18 protein-coding genes are annotated in these 19,333 nt (G+C 66.8%); 5 read left to right on the top strand and 13 right to left on the bottom strand.

From position 1 onward, the window contains the following. Window positions 1-92 (top strand): IS3 family transposase (locus MMB92_RS32695; RefSeq protein WP_143280775.1); only part of this gene is annotated, 92 nt, incomplete at its 5' end. Window positions 93-166: 74 nt separating this feature from the next. On the opposite strand, the gene MMB92_RS32700 is transcribed toward MMB92_RS32695, so the two are convergent. From MMB92_RS32700 to MMB92_RS32755, 12 genes are all read right to left on the bottom strand, one after another. After that, window positions 167-421, bottom strand: coding sequence for a GlsB/YeaQ/YmgE family stress response membrane protein (locus MMB92_RS32700; protein ID WP_006483522.1), 255 nt, complete (start codon window positions 419-421; stop codon window positions 167-169). 154 nt (window positions 422-575) lie between these two features. Further along, entirely contained in the window at window positions 576-1,583 is a 1,008-nt protein-coding gene (locus MMB92_RS32705; RefSeq protein ID WP_277563197.1) for a fimbrial protein, read from the bottom strand. Between the two features lie 9 nt (window positions 1,584-1,592). Next, the gene (locus MMB92_RS32710) at window positions 1,593-4,184 is read right to left on the bottom strand and encodes a fimbria/pilus outer membrane usher protein (RefSeq protein ID WP_277563198.1); all 2,592 of its coding nucleotides are present in this window, start codon (window positions 4,182-4,184) and stop codon (window positions 1,593-1,595) included. A 195-nt stretch (window positions 4,185-4,379) separates the two neighbouring features. After that, window positions 4,380-5,120, bottom strand: a complete 741-nt coding sequence (locus MMB92_RS32715) for a fimbria/pilus periplasmic chaperone (protein WP_069351886.1) — start codon at window positions 5,118-5,120, stop codon at window positions 4,380-4,382. Window positions 5,121-5,232: 112 nt separating this feature from the next. Beyond that, entirely contained in the window at window positions 5,233-5,784 is a 552-nt protein-coding gene (locus MMB92_RS32720) for a fimbrial protein (RefSeq protein ID WP_006496982.1), read from the bottom strand. Window positions 5,785-6,182: 398 nt separating this feature from the next. Then, on the bottom strand, window positions 6,183-6,959 hold the full coding sequence (locus MMB92_RS32725) for an ABC transporter ATP-binding protein (RefSeq protein WP_077021183.1): 777 nt from the start codon (window positions 6,957-6,959) through the stop codon (window positions 6,183-6,185). Next, on the bottom strand, window positions 6,956-7,870 hold the full coding sequence (locus tag MMB92_RS32730; protein WP_006483526.1) for an ABC transporter ATP-binding protein: 915 nt from the start codon (window positions 7,868-7,870) through the stop codon (window positions 6,956-6,958). Before MMB92_RS32730 ends, MMB92_RS32725 begins: the two co-directional genes overlap by 4 nt. Before the next feature lies 1 nt (window position 7,871). Continuing rightward, window positions 7,872-8,786: a nickel transporter permease gene (nikC, locus tag MMB92_RS32735; protein WP_006483535.1), complete on the bottom strand. Its 915-nt coding sequence runs from the start codon at window positions 8,784-8,786 to the stop codon at window positions 7,872-7,874. A 66-nt stretch (window positions 8,787-8,852) separates the two neighbouring features. Further along, on the bottom strand, window positions 8,853-9,923 hold the full coding sequence (locus MMB92_RS32740; RefSeq protein WP_006483536.1) for an ABC transporter permease: 1,071 nt from the start codon (window positions 9,921-9,923) through the stop codon (window positions 8,853-8,855). A 10-nt stretch (window positions 9,924-9,933) separates the two neighbouring features. After that, window positions 9,934-11,535: an ABC transporter substrate-binding protein gene (locus tag MMB92_RS32745; protein WP_006483531.1), complete on the bottom strand. Its 1,602-nt coding sequence runs from the start codon at window positions 11,533-11,535 to the stop codon at window positions 9,934-9,936. 70 nt (window positions 11,536-11,605) lie between these two features. Next, window positions 11,606-12,169 carry a D-alanyl-D-alanine dipeptidase gene (gene ddpX / locus MMB92_RS32750; RefSeq protein ID WP_058903219.1) on the bottom strand — a complete coding sequence of 188 codons (564 nt, stop codon included), beginning with the start codon at window positions 12,167-12,169 and terminating at the stop codon, window positions 11,606-11,608. 17 nt (window positions 12,170-12,186) lie between these two features. Beyond that, window positions 12,187-13,080, bottom strand: a complete 894-nt coding sequence (locus tag MMB92_RS32755; RefSeq protein ID WP_006496988.1) for a MurR/RpiR family transcriptional regulator — start codon at window positions 13,078-13,080, stop codon at window positions 12,187-12,189. 259 nt (window positions 13,081-13,339) lie between these two features. On the opposite strand from MMB92_RS32755, the gene MMB92_RS32760 reads away from it, so the two are divergent. The 4 genes from MMB92_RS32760 (at window position 13,340) to MMB92_RS32775 (ending at window position 17,924) form a co-directional block, all read left to right on the top strand. Continuing rightward, window positions 13,340-13,588, top strand: a complete 249-nt coding sequence (locus tag MMB92_RS32760) for a helix-turn-helix transcriptional regulator (RefSeq protein ID WP_006483523.1) — start codon at window positions 13,340-13,342, stop codon at window positions 13,586-13,588. 3 nt (window positions 13,589-13,591) lie between these two features. Then, window positions 13,592-14,926 carry a type II toxin-antitoxin system HipA family toxin gene (locus tag MMB92_RS32765; protein ID WP_069351891.1) on the top strand — a complete coding sequence of 445 codons (1,335 nt, stop codon included), beginning with the start codon at window positions 13,592-13,594 and terminating at the stop codon, window positions 14,924-14,926. A gap of 338 nt (window positions 14,927-15,264) precedes the next feature. After that, window positions 15,265-16,521 carry an oxalate decarboxylase family bicupin gene (locus MMB92_RS32770; RefSeq protein ID WP_043205542.1) on the top strand — a complete coding sequence of 419 codons (1,257 nt, stop codon included), beginning with the start codon at window positions 15,265-15,267 and terminating at the stop codon, window positions 16,519-16,521. 95 nt (window positions 16,522-16,616) lie between these two features. Further along, the gene (locus MMB92_RS32775) at window positions 16,617-17,924 is read left to right on the top strand and encodes an Nramp family divalent metal transporter (protein WP_048988039.1); all 1,308 of its coding nucleotides are present in this window, start codon (window positions 16,617-16,619) and stop codon (window positions 17,922-17,924) included. Between the two features lie 18 nt (window positions 17,925-17,942). On the opposite strand, the gene MMB92_RS32780 is transcribed toward MMB92_RS32775, so the two are convergent. Continuing rightward, window positions 17,943-19,196, bottom strand: coding sequence for a hypothetical protein (locus MMB92_RS32780; protein ID WP_006483521.1), 1,254 nt, complete (start codon window positions 19,194-19,196; stop codon window positions 17,943-17,945). Between the last annotated feature and the right edge of the window lie 137 nt (window positions 19,197-19,333).

Genomic DNA, 19,333 nt, shown 5'->3' on the forward strand with positions numbered 1-19,333 from the left:
GCTACATTCACTACTACAACCACGAACGCATCAAGCTGAAATTAAATGGGCTGAGTCCCGTGCAATACAGGACTCAGCCCTTGGCCGCTTAGATTTTAACCGTCCAACTTCGTGGGGTCAGTTCAGATCGAGCGGCCGTTTTGCGCTGGTGCGGGGCGCGCGGTGTTCAGCTCGTGCGCTTGCGGATCGCACCCACGACGACGAGCAGCACGATCGCACCGATGATCGACGCGATCCAGCCGGCGCCCTGGCCCGGCGCATACCAGCCGGCGGCGCGGCCGACATAGCCGGCCACCAGTGAGCCGACGACGCCGAGCACGATGGTCATCAGGATGCCCATCTTGTCGTCGCCCGGCTTGAACGCGCGGGCGAGGAGGCCGACGATGAGCCCGACGACCAGGGTTTCGATGAATTGCAGCATGAATGCCTCCTTATAGCCGTTGTCTGTTGACGAAGAGAAGTGGACCGGCGCGGCGCACCGGGGTTCCCGGCGTGGGGAACCCCGGTGCGCCGCGCCGAGTATCGCATGACGCCGTGTCGTGCGGATGTCGGGGCGGCCGGGCAGTGCATGCCGTTCATTGATAGTCGAGCAGGATCTGCGCCGCGGCATGAACGGAACCCCCGCCGATCGTCGCATCCGTTTGCAGGTACGACGCCCGGAGCGGAATCGACGGCGATCCGCCGGTGGCCCGGTTGTAGTTCGTTACCGTGTGCGATTGCCGCAGCGTCAGCGGCTGCCCGGTCGCGGCATCGGCGATATGGACGCCGACGCCGCGGGCCGTGGCGTCGGGACGCAACCGCATGCCGCCGGGCATGCCGACGACCACGTCGTCCAGCGGGGCCAACTGGTATCCGATGCGGTTGTAGCCGGCCGGGCAGTTGTTCAACTGCACGTGGAAATCGGTGGCGCCGGCGGTCGAGCCCACGCCGTTGAAGTCGCGCTTCTGCACTGGCGGCAGCGTGACGTTCTGGTCGGGAACGGAGCACGTTCCGTTGATGAAGCTGACTTTCGCGTCGAGGAAGACTATTGTCGTTTCACCGAGGATGCCGGACTTGTAGTGGATGTAGTAGTACCCGTTGAGGGAGCCCGAATTCAGTGAACCGTCCTTCGGCTGGCGGCTGTCGCGAAACAACTGCACCTCGATCGTGTCGCGCAGTGTTGCTTTCGTCGACGAGACGGCCACCTTGCCGTCAATCAGCATCCGCGTCGACAGGCCGGATACGTTGGTTTCCAGGTCGGGACCGCTGGTGCTGCCCCACACGCTGCCCTTCGAGTTCATCGTGATGTCGGTGATCTGGCATGTGCTCTTGCCGCAAACGTCCTCGGGCGTGAAGTAATAGCGACCTACGACGGTGCCGGGCGTCGCGTTCGACGGGCTCGACAACGTTGACTGCCCGAATGCATAGATGGACGCCGCAGCCGCGTCGGTCGCCAATGCGAAGCATGCGAGCAAAAAGGTTGACGCAACCGCGATCATGTGGCCCGTGCGTCGGGCAGCACCATCACGTGTGCCGCGCAGCTGCACGATGCTTGCCGGGCTCGTCACCCGAGGCGATGCGGACGATGCGTAGAGGGTGGTCATATCGATTCCTTATTGAGTGGCGGCGGTCGTCGCATCGGCTCGGCAGACGCTCGTGACGGTCTGGATGCCCGACGATCGCCGGCGATGGTCGGCGACCGGCAGGTCGTATGCGATTCGACAGATCGAGCGCTGGTCCGCGCCCCACTGAACCGTGAGCGACCCGCTGTCGGCGAGCCCGCGCGCGAGGATCTTGCTCGCTTGAGAAACGACACCGATTTCCTTGCCCGTCTCGTCATACACGGTCGCACCGAACGGCAACGGCGTGCCGTCGGCCTGCGGTGCCTGCACGAGCGCCGCGCGGCCGGTGTCGGTGGCAAACCGGATGAGCGGCACCGCACCGGCGCGCGGCGCGATCTGCCGGCTGGTTTCCTTCAGTTCGACGTCCATCGAGATCCCCTTCGGGTCGAGCGCGACCGTATTGAGGCTGTACGGCGTCAGGTACGGCACGACGGCGTAACCGTTGCTGTCGACCTTGACGCCCGACGCGTTCGTGATGCGCGCGCCGGCTGCACCCGGCGCCTCGACGATCGCGAACGTTTCGGACAACGGCTGCGAGAACGTGATGCCGCCGCGGTGCGCGACCAGCGCGCCGCGCACGCCGAGCGAGCCCTGCTGGAAGTCCGTGCCGGCACCCGCGCTGGCATTGATTTCGGCCATGCGCGTGCGGTACGTGACGTTGGCGCTGCCGTCGGTGACCGAGCTCGACCCGGTCGAATGATTCGCGCTGACGCTGTACGACAACGCGTGATCGTCGCCGAGCGATCCGGACAGCGTCGACTGCAGCCGGGTGCGGCCGAGCGAGTCGTGCGACACGTTGCCGGTGACGGTCACCGGGCGGGCGCGGCCGAACGGGATCGTGACGCTCGCGTAATAGAGCGTGCTCATGTCGCCGCCGGCGTTGCGTTGTCGCGTCGTCGTCAGGTTATAGGACAGGTTGCGGAACTGGTTCGTATAGCCGATCGAATAGTTGACGTCCGAACCGGGGCGGTTCCAGTAGTTCACGGCAGATGCCGTCGCGTTGATGCGGCCGCCGGTCGCGCCGAGGCGCTGCGTCAGCGCCAGCGACGCGCGATGGCGCTGACGCCAACTGGCCGGGCGGCTGTCCCGTGCGGCATCGCGTGCCTGCATTGCATCGTTGAGGCCGAAATAGCCATCCGTCGAATGCCGATACGCGGCAAGGGCGATGTCGGTGCCGGTCGTCTCGACGGATTTCGCATAGCTGACGCGTACGCTCGAACCGCTGTAGCGCTTCTCGCCGGGAATCGAGGTCATGGCATGCGTCACGTCCGTGCCGAATGCGCCGAACGACGTGTTGAGCGCGCCACCCAGCATCGCGGATGCGTAACCGCCGGCAAGCGTGACGCCGCCGTAGGCCGTCAGCAGGTTGGTCAGGCCGCGCTGGTACGTGGCCTGCGCGAACAGCGGCTGGCTCGATCCGTAGGGATTGCGCAGCGCGCCCGCGACGAAGCTGTAGCGGCTGATGCCCGGCCGCAGTGACATCGGCACGGCCGCGTAGGGCACGGAGAACGTATGCACGGAGCCGTCGGCTTCGGAGACCGACACCTCCAGGTCGCCGCCATACCCGGTCGGGTACAGATCGTCGATTTCGAAATTGCCCGGCGCGACCGTCGTTTCGTAGATCGTCACGTCGTTCTGGCGGATCGTCACCTTCGCGTTGCTGTTCGCGATACCGCGCACCACGGGCGCATAGCCGCGCAGCGAGTCGGGCAGCATCCGGTCGTCCGTCGACACGCGCACGCCACGGAACTGCGTCGAATCGAACAGTTCGCCGGACGTGTAGCTTTCGCCGATGACGAGCTGCGACGACAGCGACGGCAGGTCGCGTTGGAGATAGGTCGCGAGATCCTGGTAGTGGCTTTGGCCGCGCGACGACCATGAAAACGAGCCTTCGTGACGAAAGCGCCAGCTGCCGAGATTCACGCCGCCGTTCAGGCCGAGGTAGCCTTGCGTCTGGGTGGTATGCCCGCTGGCCTTCGACGAATAGAGGTTGAAGTTGTAGCCGAGCAGACCGACGGTTTCGCCGGCGGTCCATTGATCGGGGTTCACGTAGCCGCGCGCCTTGCGCGCGAGCGACGCTTGCGGAATCGAGAGCCGCAGTATCTGGCGCGTGAAGTCGAACGCCGCGCTTGCCTCCGGCACGACTTGCTCGATCCGCAGGCATGCGCGCTCGCCGTCGAGCGCCGCGACGATTTCCGGCGCGAGCTTGCCGAAATCGACGCCGACGCGTTCGAGCAGCGTGCGGTCGAAGCACGGCTGGGCGTCGACCGTATCCGGCGCGGCCGCGAAGCGCACGTCGTAGCGGCCGATCCAGTCGGTGCCGACATGGATGTCGGTGGTGTACACGCCCGGGGCCGTGACGTTGCGCTGTGCGAAGCGCGAGACGTCGAAATGCCGGCCCAGGCGATTCTGCATGAATGCGCCATCGAACTCGACTTGCGCGAGCGTGCTCTCGGCGGCGGATTGCGCGGTCGCGCGCCCATCGCTCGACCACGCGCCAACGCAAGCCACCACCACCAAATGGATCGGCTTGATCCTGGGCATGTCGGCCACGGCATGGCGCGGCAGTCGAGTCGTGGTCATGAGCAGTACTCCAGATAGTGTCGAATCGAGCGGATGCGTTGAGCCCGCGCAGTCGCGCGAGCGTGCGCGTGGGCTGCGTGGCGAATGTCGAATCCGGGGATTCAGGGCCGTCTGGTCGGGACGGTGGGAAGAGCGGCGGACGAAAGGGGGAGCGGTCGGACGCGCCCGTGAGGCGCGCTACCGGCTTCGACCGTGCTACGGGGCGATGCTGACCGGACGCTTGACGTCGACGGACCGGCCCCAGTCGTTGATGCTGCCGAATTCGACCGTTGCACCCGCGGCGGGCGCGCCGGCGAGCTGCTTGATCGGGAATCGTTGTGTGCTTCGGGGCAGCACGTAGCCCATGCCGGCGTCATGCTTGCGGCCGGCGGCATTCAGCAGGACGCTGCCCAAATTGACGACGAACGGCGTCGGATTGCTTGCCTCGAGCGCGTAGCCGCCATCCGTGCGAACCACGCGCCAGTCGAGCTGCATCGGCGCATCGTCGGCGCTGCCTGCGAGCCCGTCGGGGCGATACATGATCTTGATACGCGAGCGGACCGCGAGCTGGATGCGGTTCCGGTTGTTTTCCGCGGATGCCTTCGGCGGCACTTCGAGCACGTTCAGCCAGAACAGCGATTCGCGGTCGGCGGGAAGCGGTTCGCCGGTGTGGACGAGGCGCAGCGTCTGGCCGTTGCCGGATTCCATTCGGAAGACCGACGGCGTCAGCGTGAACGGGACGTCGACGTTCTCGGGCAACGCGCTGCTATTGCCGTCGTCGAGCCACGCCTGCACCAGCGCCGGACGCTTGCTGTCGTTCGTGAGTTGGATCGTGACCTCGCGCTCGCTGGACGGGAAGATCACGCGCGTGCCGGCGATCACAACGCTTGCGTCGGCTTGCGACGCGAGTGCGATGACGGCCAGGGTCAGCGTACGGAGGAGCTTCAACGGTTTCATGGGCGGGGAGAGTCGGATCGTTGGAGGAAAGCGGGCGTAAACCGGGGGTGTCCGCACCGCGCGACGCGACGGGGTGGAGATCGCCGACGCGGCGACCTCCACGCGCCGGGCCTTACTGATAGATCAGCGAGTACTCGACGCGCGAGTTGACGTCGCCGGCCTTCACGGCACCGGACGCGTAGTACTCGGCGAAGTAGTCGAGCTTCGCGGTGCCGTCGGAGCCGATGGTGGCGAGTTGCGTGCTGGCCGGGGTCTGGGCGCCGATCGGGACCAGCTTCTGTTGGTCGTCCAGCACGTTGATCTGGACGCCTTCCGCGGCCTTGTCCCCCGCATCGATCGTCAGACGGCCGCTCGACCGATCGACGTTCGTGCCGTTCTCGAAGATGACGCCGACCTTCACCGGATTGTCGTCACCGGTCGTGCAGCCCTTGAGCGCCAGCGAGAATGCGCTGCGAGCGGCGACGGAGCCGACTTCGGCCAGCGCCGTCGTGCTGACCGGCGGCAGCGGGACGGTGAGGTCCGATCCGCCTTCGACGCTGCAGGTCGACGCGATGACTTTGCCGTTGAAGTTGATGGTGCCGTCCGACGCGTGAGCCGCTGACGAGAAGGCGACGCCGGCCGCGACGAGAAGGAACGGAATTGCGCTGCGCTTGAGGTTCTTCATATTTAACAACTCCAAATAAAGTTCGACATTCGAAAGCGCGAGATGAATTTAAAACTACGAATAGCGCATTTCGGCTTGAATTATGGTTGTTATGTAATGATTTTGTAATGTGACGAGTACGAATCGATCCCATCTTTTTACTGGTACGCGTACTAAGTTGTTTGGGTTGCCGATCGCACGCAGGGCGAGGGAGCGGGCAGGCAGGAGGGAGCGGGCGAGCGTGCTCGTCCCGTTACCGAAATCGGCAAGGCACCGATTTCGTTGGTCGCGTTATTCGGTATTCGTCAATCGCAGCGGATCGACGCGGGCACGACCGGCCGACGGACGACGTTGCGGGAGACGAGGGTCATGCAACGCTTGTACGTTCGGCCGGTCGCGCTATCGCGGGGCGACGGGAGTCAGGCCGCGGGGGCGCCGGCGACCGGGTCGAGACGGCGGTAGCCTTCGGTCGCATTCAGCAGCGTGCGCGTGTAGTCGCGAGCGACCCGTCCGGCGCGCACGTCCTCGATCCGCAGCTGCTCGACGATCTCGCCGTGCTGCATCACCGCGACGCGCTGGCACAGGAAGCCGATCACCGCGAGGTTGTGGCTGACGAGGATCATCGTCAGGTTGCGTTCGCGATGCAGGCGGCGCAACAGGTTCAGGATCTCGGCCTGCACCGACACGTCGAGCGCGGACGTCGGCTCGTCGAGCAGCAGCACGCGCGGCTCGACGATCAGCGCGCGGGCGATCGCAACGCGCTGCCGCTGGCCGCCGGACAACTGGTGCGGATAGCGGAAGCGGAACGCCGGGCCGAGGCCGACTTCGGACAGCGCGCGGGCGATCCGCGCATCGGCGTCGCCGATCGCGTGGATCGACAGCGGCTCGCGCAGCGTCTGGTCGACGGTGAAGCGCGGATGCAGCGATGCATACGGATCCTGGAACACCATCTGCACGTGGCGGCGGAACGCGCGATCGGGCGTGCCGCCCACCGGGCGGCCGTCGATCGACAGGCTGCCGGACGCGAGCGGCACGAGGCCCGTCAGCGCCCGCAGCAGCGTCGACTTGCCGGAGCCCGATTCGCCGACCAGCCCGAACACTTCGCCGTCGCGCACCGCGAAGCTCGCGTCGCGCACGGCGTCGACGTGACCCGTGCGGGTCGGGAAACGGATCGATGCATGATCGACGTCGATCATCGTGCGGCCTCCTGTCGATCGGTTCTCGCGGCGGCCGGCGGCGCGGGCTCGAGCCATGCCGGGTCACGCCGCAGCACCGGCAGTTCGTCGGGCGGGTCCGCGAGCGGCGGGTTCGCCGCGAGCAGCCCGCGCGTGTAGGGATGCGTGGCGTCGCGCAGGTCGCGCGCGGCGCAGGTCTCGACCACGCGGCCCGCATACATCACCGCGACGCGGTCGCAGAACGACATCACGAGCGGCAGGTCGTGGCTGATGAACATCAGGCCCGTGCCGTGCCGCGCGATCATCGCGTCGAGCACCGCGAGCACCTGCATCGACACCGCGACGTCGAGCGCGGAGGTCGGTTCGTCGGCGATCAAGAGGCGCGGGCCGGTCGACACCATCATCGCGATCATCACGCGCTGGCCCATGCCGCCCGACAACTCGTGCGGATACGCATCGGCGACGCGCGCCGGGTCGCGGATCTGCACGGCCGCGAGCGCGTCGACGATCCGCTCGCGCAGCGCACGGCCGCGCAGGCCCGGCTCGTGCAGCCGGAACGCCTCGCCCATCTGCTTCGCGACCGTCATCACCGGGTTCAGCGAATATTTCGGGTCCTGCAGGATCATGCCCATCTGGCTGCCGCACAGGCGCCGGCGCTCGCGCGGCGACATCGCGAGCAGGTCGTGGCCCGCGAAGCGCATCGTGCGCGCCGACCAGCGCGCGGCGTCGGGCAGCAGGCCGAGCAGCGCGCGGCCGGTCAGCGACTTGCCGGAGCCCGATTCGCCGACGATGCCGAGCCGCTCGCCCGGCGCGAGCGTCAGCGACAGGTCGCGCACGGCGTCGGTGACGCTGCCGTCGTGCCCGCGGAAACCGATCTTCAGCCCGTCGATCTCGCAGAGCGGTGCCGGCGCGGCGGTGGAATGCATCGGCATGTCACGCTCCATGGCGGGGATCGAAGACGTCGCGCAGCCCGTCGCCGAGCAGGTTGAACGCGAGGCTCACGAGCAGGATCGCGATGCCGGGCAGCGTCGCGACCCACCACGCGTCGAGCAGCACGTTGCGGCCCGACGCGACCATGAAGCCCCACTCGGGGCTCGGCGGCTGCGCGCCGAGGCCGAGAAAGCCGAGGCCCGCGACGGTCAGGATGATGCCGGCCATGTCGAGCGTCGCGCGCACGATCACCGACGACATGCACAGCGGCATGATGTAGCGCAGCAGGATGCGCGGGCCCGACGCGCCTTGCAGCCGCGCCGCGTGGATGTAGTCGGCCTGCGCGATGCGGATCGTTTCGGCGCGCGCGAGCCGCGCATACGCGGGCCACGCGGTGATCGAGATCGCGACGACCGCGTTGATCACGCCGGGGCCGAGCGCGGCCGCGAACGCGAGCGCGAGCACGATCTTCGGGAATGCGAGCGCGATGTCGGTGATGCGCATCAGCACGCTGTCGACGAAGCCGCCGCAATAGCCGGCCGTGGTGCCGATCAGCAGGCCGATCGGCACGACGATCACGACGACCAGCAGCGCGATGCCGAGCGTCAGGCGCGACCCGGCGATCAGCCGCGAGAGGATGTCGCGGCCGAGCTGGTCGGTGCCGAACCAGTGCGACGGCGAGCCGGGCGGCAACAGCCGGTCGGACAGCACCTGGCGCAGCGGATCGTGCGGCATGATCAGCGGGCCGACGATCGCGACCGCGATCAGCGCGACCAGGATCGCGAGCCCGAACAGGTTGAGCGGATTCGTGGCGAACCGGCGCCAGCGCCGGTACGCGAGGCCGAATGCGGCCTGCGAGCGCGACGCGGGCGCGTCGGACAGCAGCCACGCGTGCAGGGAGAGACGCTCGGCGCTCATGGTTGGACGACCTTCGGCATGGACGATGAAAGAAGCAGGGGGGAAGCGGTCATGTCGGAGCGGCCCTCAGCGCGCACGCGGATCGAACACGCGGTACAGCGCGTCGGTCAGCAGGTTGACGGTGATGAACATCGCGCCGATCACGAGCGTCGCGCCGAGCACCGCGTTCATGTCGGCGTTCAGCAGCGCGCCGGTCAGGTACGAGCCGAGCCCCGGCCACGCGAACACGATCTCGGTCAGCACCGAGCCTTCCAGCAGGTTGCTGTACGTGAGCGCGATCACGGTCAGGAGCGGCACCGCGATGTTGCCGAACGCATGCCGCCAGATCACGCGTCGCTCGGACAGGCCCTTCGCGCGCGCGGTGACGATGTATTCCTGGTTCAGCTGGTCGAGCATGAACGAGCGCGTCATGCGGCTGAGATACGCGACCGAGTAGTAGCCGAGGATCGCGGCCGGCAGCGCGATGTGCGACACCGCGTTGCGGAAGACGTCCCACTCGCCCGCGAGCGCCGCGTCGAGCAGCAGGCTGCCGGTGCGCGGGTCGACCATGCCGTCGTAGACGGGATCGAGCCGGCCGGGGCCGCCGACCCAGTGCAGCCGCGCATAGAACAGCAGCAGCCCCATCAGCCCGAGCCAGAACACCGGGACCGAATTGCCGATCAGCCCGACGAAGCGCGCGATGTGATCGATCGGGCGGTTGTGCTTCACGGCGGCCGCGACGCCGAGCGGCACGCCGATCGCGATGCCGATCAGCGTCGCGATGGTCGCCAGTTCGAGCGTGGCCGGGAACACGCGCTTGATGTCGTCGAGCACCGGGTTCGCGGTCAGCAGCGACACGCCGAGATTGCCGTGCAGCACGTCGCGCGCATAGATCAGGAATTGCGTGACGAGCGGCTTGTCGAGCCCGAGCGCGATGCGCTCGGCCGCGTACGCCTCGGCCGACGCGCGATCGCCGAGGATCGCGAGCACGGGATCGATCGGCACCTTGCGGCCGATCACGAACGTCAGCGCGAGCAGCCCGGCGAACGTGACGGCGAGCGTGAGCGCCCAGCGCAGCACGCGCAGCGCCCAGCGCACGGCCGGGCGCCGCGCGGGCAGCGTGCGCAGTGCTTCGAGGGAGGAGGCGGGAGTCGACATGCGGCGAATCTTATTGCTTCTTCAGGTTGCGGTACGAGACCAGATCGTTGATCGGCCCGACTTCGAGCCCGCTCACGCCGGGCCGCGTCGCGACCTGCGCGACTTTCTCGAACATGATCACGAACGGCGAGCGTGCGAGCACTTCCTTCTGCATCGCCTGATACAGTTGCGCGCGTTTCGCGGCGGTCGGTTCGGCGAGCGCGGTGTCGGTTTCCTTCGTCAGTTGCGGGATGTCCCAGCTGTTGCGCCAGGCCAGCATTTTATAGCTCGACTTGTCGGTGTTGTCCGGATTCCACGCAAAACCCTGCGCGTTGCTGTGCGGATCGATGTAGTCGGCCGACCATTCGCCGATGTAGATGTCGTGCTGGCGCGCGCGGTATTTCGCGAGCGTCTGCTTGTTGTCGCCGGGGATCAGCTGCACCTTGATGCCGGCCTGCGCGAAGTTCGCCTGCACGGCCTGTGCGATCTCCGTGTACGGATAGTCGTTGCGCACGTCCATCGTCACCGAAAAGCCGCCGGGCACGCCGGCCTTCGCGAGCAGCGCCTTCGCCTTCGCGATGTCGAGCTTGTACGGGTTCGTGTTCAGCGCACCGAGGAAGCCCTCGGGCAGGAAGGTCTGGTGCACCTTGTAGGTCGTCTTCACGACGTTGCCCTGGATCCCCGCATAGTCGACGAGCCATTTCAGCGCTTCCTGCACGTCGGGTTTCGCGAGCGTCGGGTTCTTCGTGTTCAGGCCGAGATACAGCAGCGTCGCCTGCGGCGAGGCCGCTACCTTCGCCTTGCCCGACTTCACGACCGACGCCAGATCGTCGGGGCTCAGGTCGCGTGCCGCGTCGACGTCGCCGTTCTCCAGCAGCAGGCGCTGGCTCGCGGCTTCGGGCACGTGGCGCAGCACGATGCGCTTCATCGCGAGCGGCAGCCGGTAGCCGTCGAAGCGCTGCAGCACGACGCTGTCGCCGGCCGTCCACTTGACCAGCCTGTAGGCGCCGGAGCCCGCTTCGTTGGTTTTCAGCCAGCCGTTGCCGAAGTCGTTGCCCTGCTGGTGCGACAGCAGCAACTTCTTGTCGAGCACCGATGCGGGCCACGAACCGAGCACGTTCAGCACGAAGGTCGGCGCGTACTTGCGGTCGGTCGTGACCGACACCGTCGCGTCGTCGAGCTTCTTCACGTTCGCGACGACGTTCGCCTTCGTGAGGCCGATGCCGGTCAGCACGGCGGCCGGCCCCTTGTCGAGCAGCACCGCGCGCTGGATCGACCACGCGACGTCGTCGGCCGTCAGCGGGTTGCCCGAGTGGAACTTCAGGCCGGTGCGCAGCTTGAACGTATAGGTCAGGCCGTCGGGGCTCACGGTCCATGACTGCGCGACGTCGCCGTTGAATTTCGACGGATCGCGCAGGTCGACGCGCACGAGCCGGTCGTACGTGTTCGCGACGTATTCCTCCGGCACCAGCTCGTAGATCTCGCCCGGATCGAGCGTCGTGAATTCGTCGAGCAGCGTGGCCATCACGAACATGTCCTTCGGCGTTTCCGCATGCGCGGCGGCAAGCGGAACGGCGGCGAATACGGACGCGGCGGCCAGCGCCGCGACGAGCCGGGAGGTCGGGAATGTCATGTGCGCTTCTCCATCTGTCGTTTGAGTCGTTGAACGTGGACGTGCATGAAAAAGGAGGCGTGGATCGTCGTTACATCAGGCGCCACGGGCCGCTCGCCGCATTGTCGATCTGCGGCAACGCGCGCGAGCCGGGCAGTTCGTAGTGCCACCATTCGCTGTCGATGTGCGCGAAGCCGGCCGCATGCATCACGCCGAGCAGCAGCAGGCGGTTGCGTTGCACGTGCTCGGGCAGCCCCGCGTGAAAGTGGCCCGATGCGGCGACCATCTCGTCGAAGCCGGTGCCCATGTCGAGCGGCGCGCCGTTCGCGCCGATGAGCGTCAGGTCGAGCGCGGTGCCGCGGCTGTGATTCGAGCCGCGGCCGAGGTCGGCGACGAAGTTCGGATCGGGCAGGAAATCCCACAGCACCTGCTGCGCCTGCGGCGGCCGGTAGGCGTCGTAGAGGCGCAGCGTGAAGCCGGCCTGCGCGGCGACCTCCACCGCGCGGCGCAATGCGGCTTCGGCGGGCTCGAGCAGCAGGCAGTGCGCGTTGCGGTAGATCGGCTTGCCGGTCAGGTTGCGGTCGGTCGCGTAGACGAGATCGATCTCGACGCGATGCGTGGCGGGCGTGATTTCGACGAGGCGGTGATCGTTCATCGGCAGGGTGGGCTCGCTCAGGATTCGAACTGGTCGAACGTGCGCTGCAGTTCGCGGTTGCGCGCGACGCGCCGGTCGATCGCGGGGCCGAGGCGATCGACCACGGCCGTGATCAGCAGGTTGAACAGGCAGGTGAGCGGCGCGAGCGAATCCCAGAACTGGCCGACGTCGGTCTTCACCTGCAGCAGATCGGCCGGCCATTCGCGCGCCCACGGGCACGACAGGTCGGTCACCAGCGCGAACGGCTGCCCGCGTTCGGCGGCCGCCTGGCAATAGCGGCGCGCGCTGCGCGAATACGCGCGCGTATCGGTGACGACGCAGTACGGATGCTCGAATTCGGAGTTCAGCGAATCGACGTACGAGCCCGACTGGCCGTCGGAATAGAACACGCGCGGGCGCAGGTATTCGAGGTAGCTGCTGAATGCGTTGCTGATGCCGCGGGTCGACTGGATGCCGAGGATGAACACCGCGTCGGCATGCGCGATCCGGTCGGCGACCTGCGCGAACACCGGGCCTTCGGCCAGGCGGTACACGTGGCGGATCGCGTCGAGCTCGCGTTCGAGCGACGACGCCAGCGTGCCGGCGCTGCCGGCGCTGCCGTTGCCGCCGTTGCGTTCGGCCGATGGCGTGCCGGCGATGCGGCGGTATTCGTCGAGCCGGTCGGTGATCATCCACGGGCGATCGCCGCCGCCGCGCAGTTCGCGCTTCAGATCGTCGAGATTCCGGTAACCGACGCTGCGCAGGAAACGTCCGACCGAAATGCCGCTGGTGCCGGTCTGCTGCGCGATCTGGTCGGCGGTTTCGAGCCCGAGCCGATCGAGGTTCGCGAGCATGTAGCTCGCGATGCGCTTCGCGGTCGGCGTCAGCTCGGCAAAGCGGGATTCGACGGTATGGGCGAAGGCACAGGTCATCGAGCTGTTAGATCGTTGTCATTTAGTGATTTGATGTCATCTATCTGACAAAGCCAAAATCATTCACGCCAGCGGATAAAAACTATCAGGTGGCGGTGAGCGATAGCGGGCTTGGCGTGCGTGCAACGACTGGGGGAGCTACGCACTGGCGGGTGGAAATATTTCTGACAGGAATATTTTACGTTTATCTCTATCAGAGATAATTTGCGTTTATGCCTGTCGGAGATATACTGCATGGATCGCATACAGGACTCCAGCCGTGAATCTCATCGTCAATACCCCTGCTCAACTGGGCGAAATCCTGTCGTCCGCGCGTCAGGCCAAGGGGCTGACGCAAGCCGAAGCGGCGGCGCGCATCGGCGTCGGCCAATCGCGCCTGTCGTCGCTGGAAACGCTCCGCACCGAAAGCCTGTCGCTCAAGCAGTTGCTCGAACTGACCGCGCTGTACGGTCTCGAGCTCAGCATCCGCACGAAGGACGGGCGCGACGCTGCCAACGTCGAGTGGTAATCGGTGGGACGCAAATCGCACAGCCGCGCGCTATCGATCTGGGCCAATGGCGTGCGGGTCGGAATCTGGCGGATTCCCGCGCGCGGCGACATGGAGCTGCTGTACGACGCCGGCTGGAAACAGTCGGATGCAGGCCGCCCGCTGTCGCTGTCGCTGCCGTTCGGCGTCGGTGATGCGCCGTTGCGCGGCGAGCGCGTCAATCACTACTTCGATAATCTGCTGCCCGACAGCGACGCCATTCGGCGCCGGCTTGCGTCGCGGTTCGGCACGGCGACGACCGAGCCGTTCGATCTGCTCGCCGCGCTTGGCCGGGACTGCGTCGGCGCGGTGCAGTTGCTCGGCGAGGATGAAACCCCGGCCGGCCATGACCGGATCGACGGTACGCCGTTGTCCGACGACGACGTGGCGCATGTGCTCGATCAGGCGAGCGGGGCGGCGGGCGGTGCGCAGGACGACGACGACTTCCGCCTGTCGCTGGCCGGCGCGCAGGAAAAGACCGCGCTGCTGTTTCACGACGGGCGATGGATGCGTCCGCATGGCGCGACGCCGACCACGCATATCCTCAAGTTGCCGCTCGGGCTGGTCGGCAACAAGCGTGCGGATCTGACGACTTCCGTCGAAAACGAGTGGCTGTGCCTCGCGATCCTGCGCGCGTTCGGCCTGCCGACGGCGGATGCCGACATCGTGCGTTTCGGCGAACACAAGGTGCTGTCGGTCGCGCGCTTCGATCGCGCGCTGCATCGTGACGGCGGCCGGCTGTTGCGCTTGCCGCAAGAGGATTTCTGCCAAGCGCTCGGCGTGCCGCCGCATCTGAAATACGAATCGCAGGGCGGCCCCGGCGTGCCCGATCTGGCCGGCATCCTGCGCCGGTCGGAAACGGCGCAGGCCGACCTCGACACGCTGTTCACCGCATTGGTGGTGTTCTGGATGCTTGCCGCACCGGACGGGCATGCGAAGAACTTCAGCCTGCGCCTGCTGCCGGGCGGCCGCTTCCGTCTGACGCCGCTCTACGACGTGATGTCGATCTGGCCGGTCGAAGGGGATGGCGCGAACCAGTGGTCGTGGCACAAGGCGAAGCTCGCGATGGCCGTGCACGGTAAGCGCAAGCACTATGCGATGCGCGACATCACGCGCCGGCACTTCACTGCGATGGCGGAGCATTGCCTGCTTGGCGATATCGCGACACCGATCGTCGAACGACTCATTGCAATGACGCCACATGTGATCGAATCGGTCGGCGCGGCGCTGCCGGCCGGGTTTCCGGCAAGGATCGCCGAACGCATTCTCGGCGGATTGCGCTTCGCCGCGCAGCGACTCGCCGACATGCCGCGGGAGTGACGCGGGCCCGGTCCCGGCCGGGCAGGTGAAAGCCGGCGCATCCGTATTTTTCCGTTCCGGGTGGCGCGCCAGGCCACCTGAATCGATGGCAGTGGGCTGCCATCGCGCGGTGCGCATATCGATTTCTTTTCCTCGCCATTCATCCCCTGCTGCATCGCAATAATTACAAAATTAAAGTCGATCAGATTAAATCATTAATTCATCTTAATAATTCATTTAATTTTTAGATGAATCTGGATTTAACTTGCGTCACGGGATGTTTGATTTTCGGTAATTCGAAGAAACAGCAAGTGTTCCGTAATGGAAATTCTCTCGATTGCAGGGATGAAGAGGAAATCATGACGAATCTTTCTCGACGCAAGATGCTGGCCGGTACGGCCGGCGCCATCGCCGCCGCGGGCATCGCGGTATCGGCCAAGGCCGCCTCGTTCGGCAATCCGGACAGTCCGCCGGAAGGCGCGGTGAATGCCCGTAACCGCCAGAGCCTGACCGACCCGGGGCCAAAAAATCCGGCCATTGCCAATCAATTCCCGTCTTTTCAGGATCCGCCGGCCACCGATATCAACGGGATGCCGTTATTCTGGGCGTCTTTCAATAATGCTCATAAACGCATTCAAAATGGCGGATGGGCGCGCGAAGTGACGCAGGACGATTTTGCGATTTCCGAAACCATTTCCGGCGTCAACATGCGGCTGACGCGCGGCGGCATTCGCGAGATGCACTGGCACCAGCAGGCCGAGTGGGCCATCATGCTCGACGGCCGTTGCCGGATCACGGTGCTCGACGAACTCGGGCGGCCGTCGGTGCAGGACGTCAAGACCGGCGATCTCTGGTATTTCCCGCCCGGCCTGCCGCATTCGCTGCAGGGCCTCGGCAGCGACGGCGCCGAATTCCTGCTCGCGTTCGATAACGGCCGCGCCTCGGAATTCAACACGCTGTTGCTGACCGACTGGATCGCGCATACGCCGCCCGACGTGCTCGCGCTCAACTTCGGCGTGCCGGCCGACGCGTTCAGGAACGTGCCGCTCGACAACCTGTGGATCTTCCAGGGCGACGAACCGGGCCCGCTCGCGGACGCGCAGCGCGCATCCGCCGCATCGGCCGGTGCGCCGCCGCATCCGTTCATCTTTTCGCTCGGCGACATGAAGCCGGTCAAAAAGACGCGCGGCGGCGAGGTGCGGATCGCGGACAGCACCAACTTCAACGTGTCGACGACCGTCGCGGCGGCACTCGTCACCGTGCATCCGGGCGGCATGCGCGAACTGCACTGGCACCCGAACGCCGACGAATGGCAGTACTACCTGCAGGGCGAGGCGCGGATGACGGTGTTCGACACGGGGCCGAAGGCGCAGACGGCCGATTTCCGCGCGGGCGACGTCGGCTATGTGAAGAAGAGCCTCGGGCACTACGTGCAGAACACCGGCCAGACCGACCTCGTGTTCCTCGAGATCTTCAAGACCGACCGCTATGCGGAGGTGTCGTTGTCCGACTGGCTCGCGCATACGCCGCCGAAGCTCGTCGAAGCGCACCTGAACGTCGCGCCGGACGTGATCGCGCAGTTTCCGCGCAATCGTCCCGACGTCGTGCCGCTGTAACGCGGTCTTCGCACAGCGCCGCGACCGGCAGGCGGCATGCCGGCCACGGTGCCCGCTCCCGAATCAGTCTGCGTCATTCGAACGGAAACTCCACCATGCTTCCCGTCCCGAGCAAACCTGCCGGCGGCCTTGCGCTGCCGGGCCTGTCCACCGAGCACACCGACGGCGCGGCGCGCGCCGCGCTGGAAGGGCGCCGCACCGGCGTCGCCGCGCTGCTGCCGTTCGTCGGCCCGGCCGTGATCGCGTCGATCGGCTACATGGACCCCGGCAACTTCGCGACCAACATCCAGGCCGGCGCCGCGTACGGCTACCGGCTGCTGTGGGTCGTGCTGGCCGCGAACGCGATCGCGATGCTGTTCCAGGCGATGTCGGCGAAGCTCGGCATCGTGACCGGCCGCAATCTCGCCGAACTGTGCCGCGACCGTTTCCCGGTGCCGGTCGTGTGGGGCATGTGGATGGCTTCCGAGATCGCCGCGATGGCGACCGATCTCGCCGAATTTCTCGGCGGCGCGCTCGCGTTCGGGTTGTTGTGCCATTCGTCGCTGTTCGCGGGGATGATCGCGACCGCGTGCGCGACCTGCGCGATCCTCGCGCTCGAAAAGCGAGGCTTCCGGCCGCTGGAAGCGGCGATCGCGGCGCTGGTCGGCGTGATCGGCGCGTGCTATCTCGGCGAACTGCTGATCGCGCCGCAGGACTGGCACGCGGCCGCGTTCCATCTGGTGGTCCCGCAGATTCCGGATCACGCGGCGCTGACGATCGCGGTCGGGATCATCGGCGCGACGATCATGCCGCACACGCTGTATCTGCATTCGGGTCTCACGCAGGATCGCACCGCCCCGCGCGACGACGGAGAGCGGCGGCGGCTCGTGCGGTTCTCGAATCGCGAAGTGGTGGTCGCGCTGGGGCTCGCCGGGTTCGTGAATCTCGCGATGGTGATGATGGCATCGTCGGCGTTTCACGCGACTGCGCCGGGCATGACCGACATCGGCGACGCCTATCACACGCTGATCCCGGTGCTCGGGCCGGCGGCCGGCGCGCTGTTTCTCGTCGCGCTGCTGACGTCGGGCGTGTCGAGCTCGGTGGTCGGCACGATGGCCGGGCAGGTCGTGATGCAGGGCTTCATCCACCGCCGCATGTCGCTCTGGGTGCGGCGCGCGGTGACGATCGCGCCCGCGTTCGTGGTGGTCGCGCTCGGCTGCGACGTCACGCGGGCGATGGTGGCGAGCCAGGTCGTGCTGAGTTTCGTGCTGCCGATGCCGATGATCGCGCTGCTGATACTGTCGGCGCGCGAAGACGTGATGGGCGCTTACGCGCTGCGGATGCCGCTGCGGATCGTCGCCGGCGCGGCGACGGTCGTGATCGTCGGGCTGAATGCGTACCTGGTATGGGCGGCCTTCAATTGAACCGGTGCGGGCCGGCGCTTACTGCTGCATGTCCGGCGCTTCACGCAGCCGCCAGATCGCGTTGCACTGCTGGCCGCCGAGGCTCGTCGCACGCAGCGTGATGACGGCGCCGGCCGCCACCTGGTACCAGAAATGCGCCATCAGTTCGGTGCCCTTGCGCTGCGCGTGGCCGTCGACCCGCACCTCGCACAGCAGCGGCGACGGCGAACCGGACGGATGCGTGACGTAGACGTTCAGCCGTGCGATGTCGCGGGTCGCGGTGAACACGACTTCGTGGTTGCCGCTGCCGACGAGCATCGTGCCGCCCGGTTCGTCGATCGCCTGCAGGTACGCGCCCGCGCTTGTCTCGATCGCGGCGGACGCAACGGTCAGCCCGGCCGAACGCACGTAATCCGCCGCCGCGATGCGGGCGGCGACCGCATCGGACGGCGCCGGCGTGCCGTCCGACAGCGCGAACGGCTGGCCGTCGCGCAGCGAGGCGTCGGTGTGGTTCGCGTAGTAGCGCCACCGGTCGAGGAAGCGGATGTCGCCGGTCATGTGCAACGCACGGATCGGCTCGCCGTGGTACCTGAGCGTCGTCGTGCCGGTGCCCGCGTCGAACGATTCGTGAATGCCGTACTTGCTGACGAAGTTCTGGACCGGGTCGAGCAGCGCCGTTTCGCCTTGCGCGCTCCACAGGTGCAGGAACGTCGTGTCGATGCCGAAGCATTCCTGGAAATCGGTGCCGATGCGGGCGATGCAGTCGCGCAGGTGGTCGGCATAACGCGCCCATGCGTCGGCGGTTCCGGCGACGAGCCCGGCTTGCAGCGCACCGCCGTGGCGCGCGTTGACTTCGTCGACGACGAGGCGCCAGTGATGGTCGCGCCGCTCGCCGATCAGCGGCGTGACGACGAACGTGCAGAACAGCGGGTCGGGGCACACGTGGAGCCGGTCGTCGTCGATCTGCGAGAACAGGTCGAACTGCGGCGCGCAGAACCAGATGTCCGCGTCGTACAGCGCGAGCTTGCGGATCTGCGGATGGCGCGCGCAATACCCGGCGGCCTCGATGAAGCGGCCGACCGGCAGCGCATAGGCGCTCGATGCGTCGATCACGTCGACCGACTGGCTCGCGAGAATCTGCCGTTTGCGTTCGGACAGCCCGTAGCCGATCACCGCGATCCGCCCGTCGTAGCCGGCGTGCCGCAGCGACAGCAGGAACGGCACGAGCATTTCGTACCACGCGCGGTTGTTGTCGTTGATCGCCACGCAGACTGCGTGCTCGCTCGAATGCATGTTGGTGTCCCGTTACGTGTGCCCGGCGCGGTGTCCGCGCGATGCCGGTCATTGTAGATCGCCGCCGCACGGCCCGGCGCAGGCCCCGCGCCGGCTCGGCGGCCCGCGGCGTTGGCCCGCGCGGCGGCGTGGCCGCG

This window comes from Burkholderia sp. IO2 (genome assembly GCF_029522185.1).
Lineage (GTDB): Bacteria > Pseudomonadota > Gammaproteobacteria > Burkholderiales > Burkholderiaceae > Burkholderia > Burkholderia cenocepacia.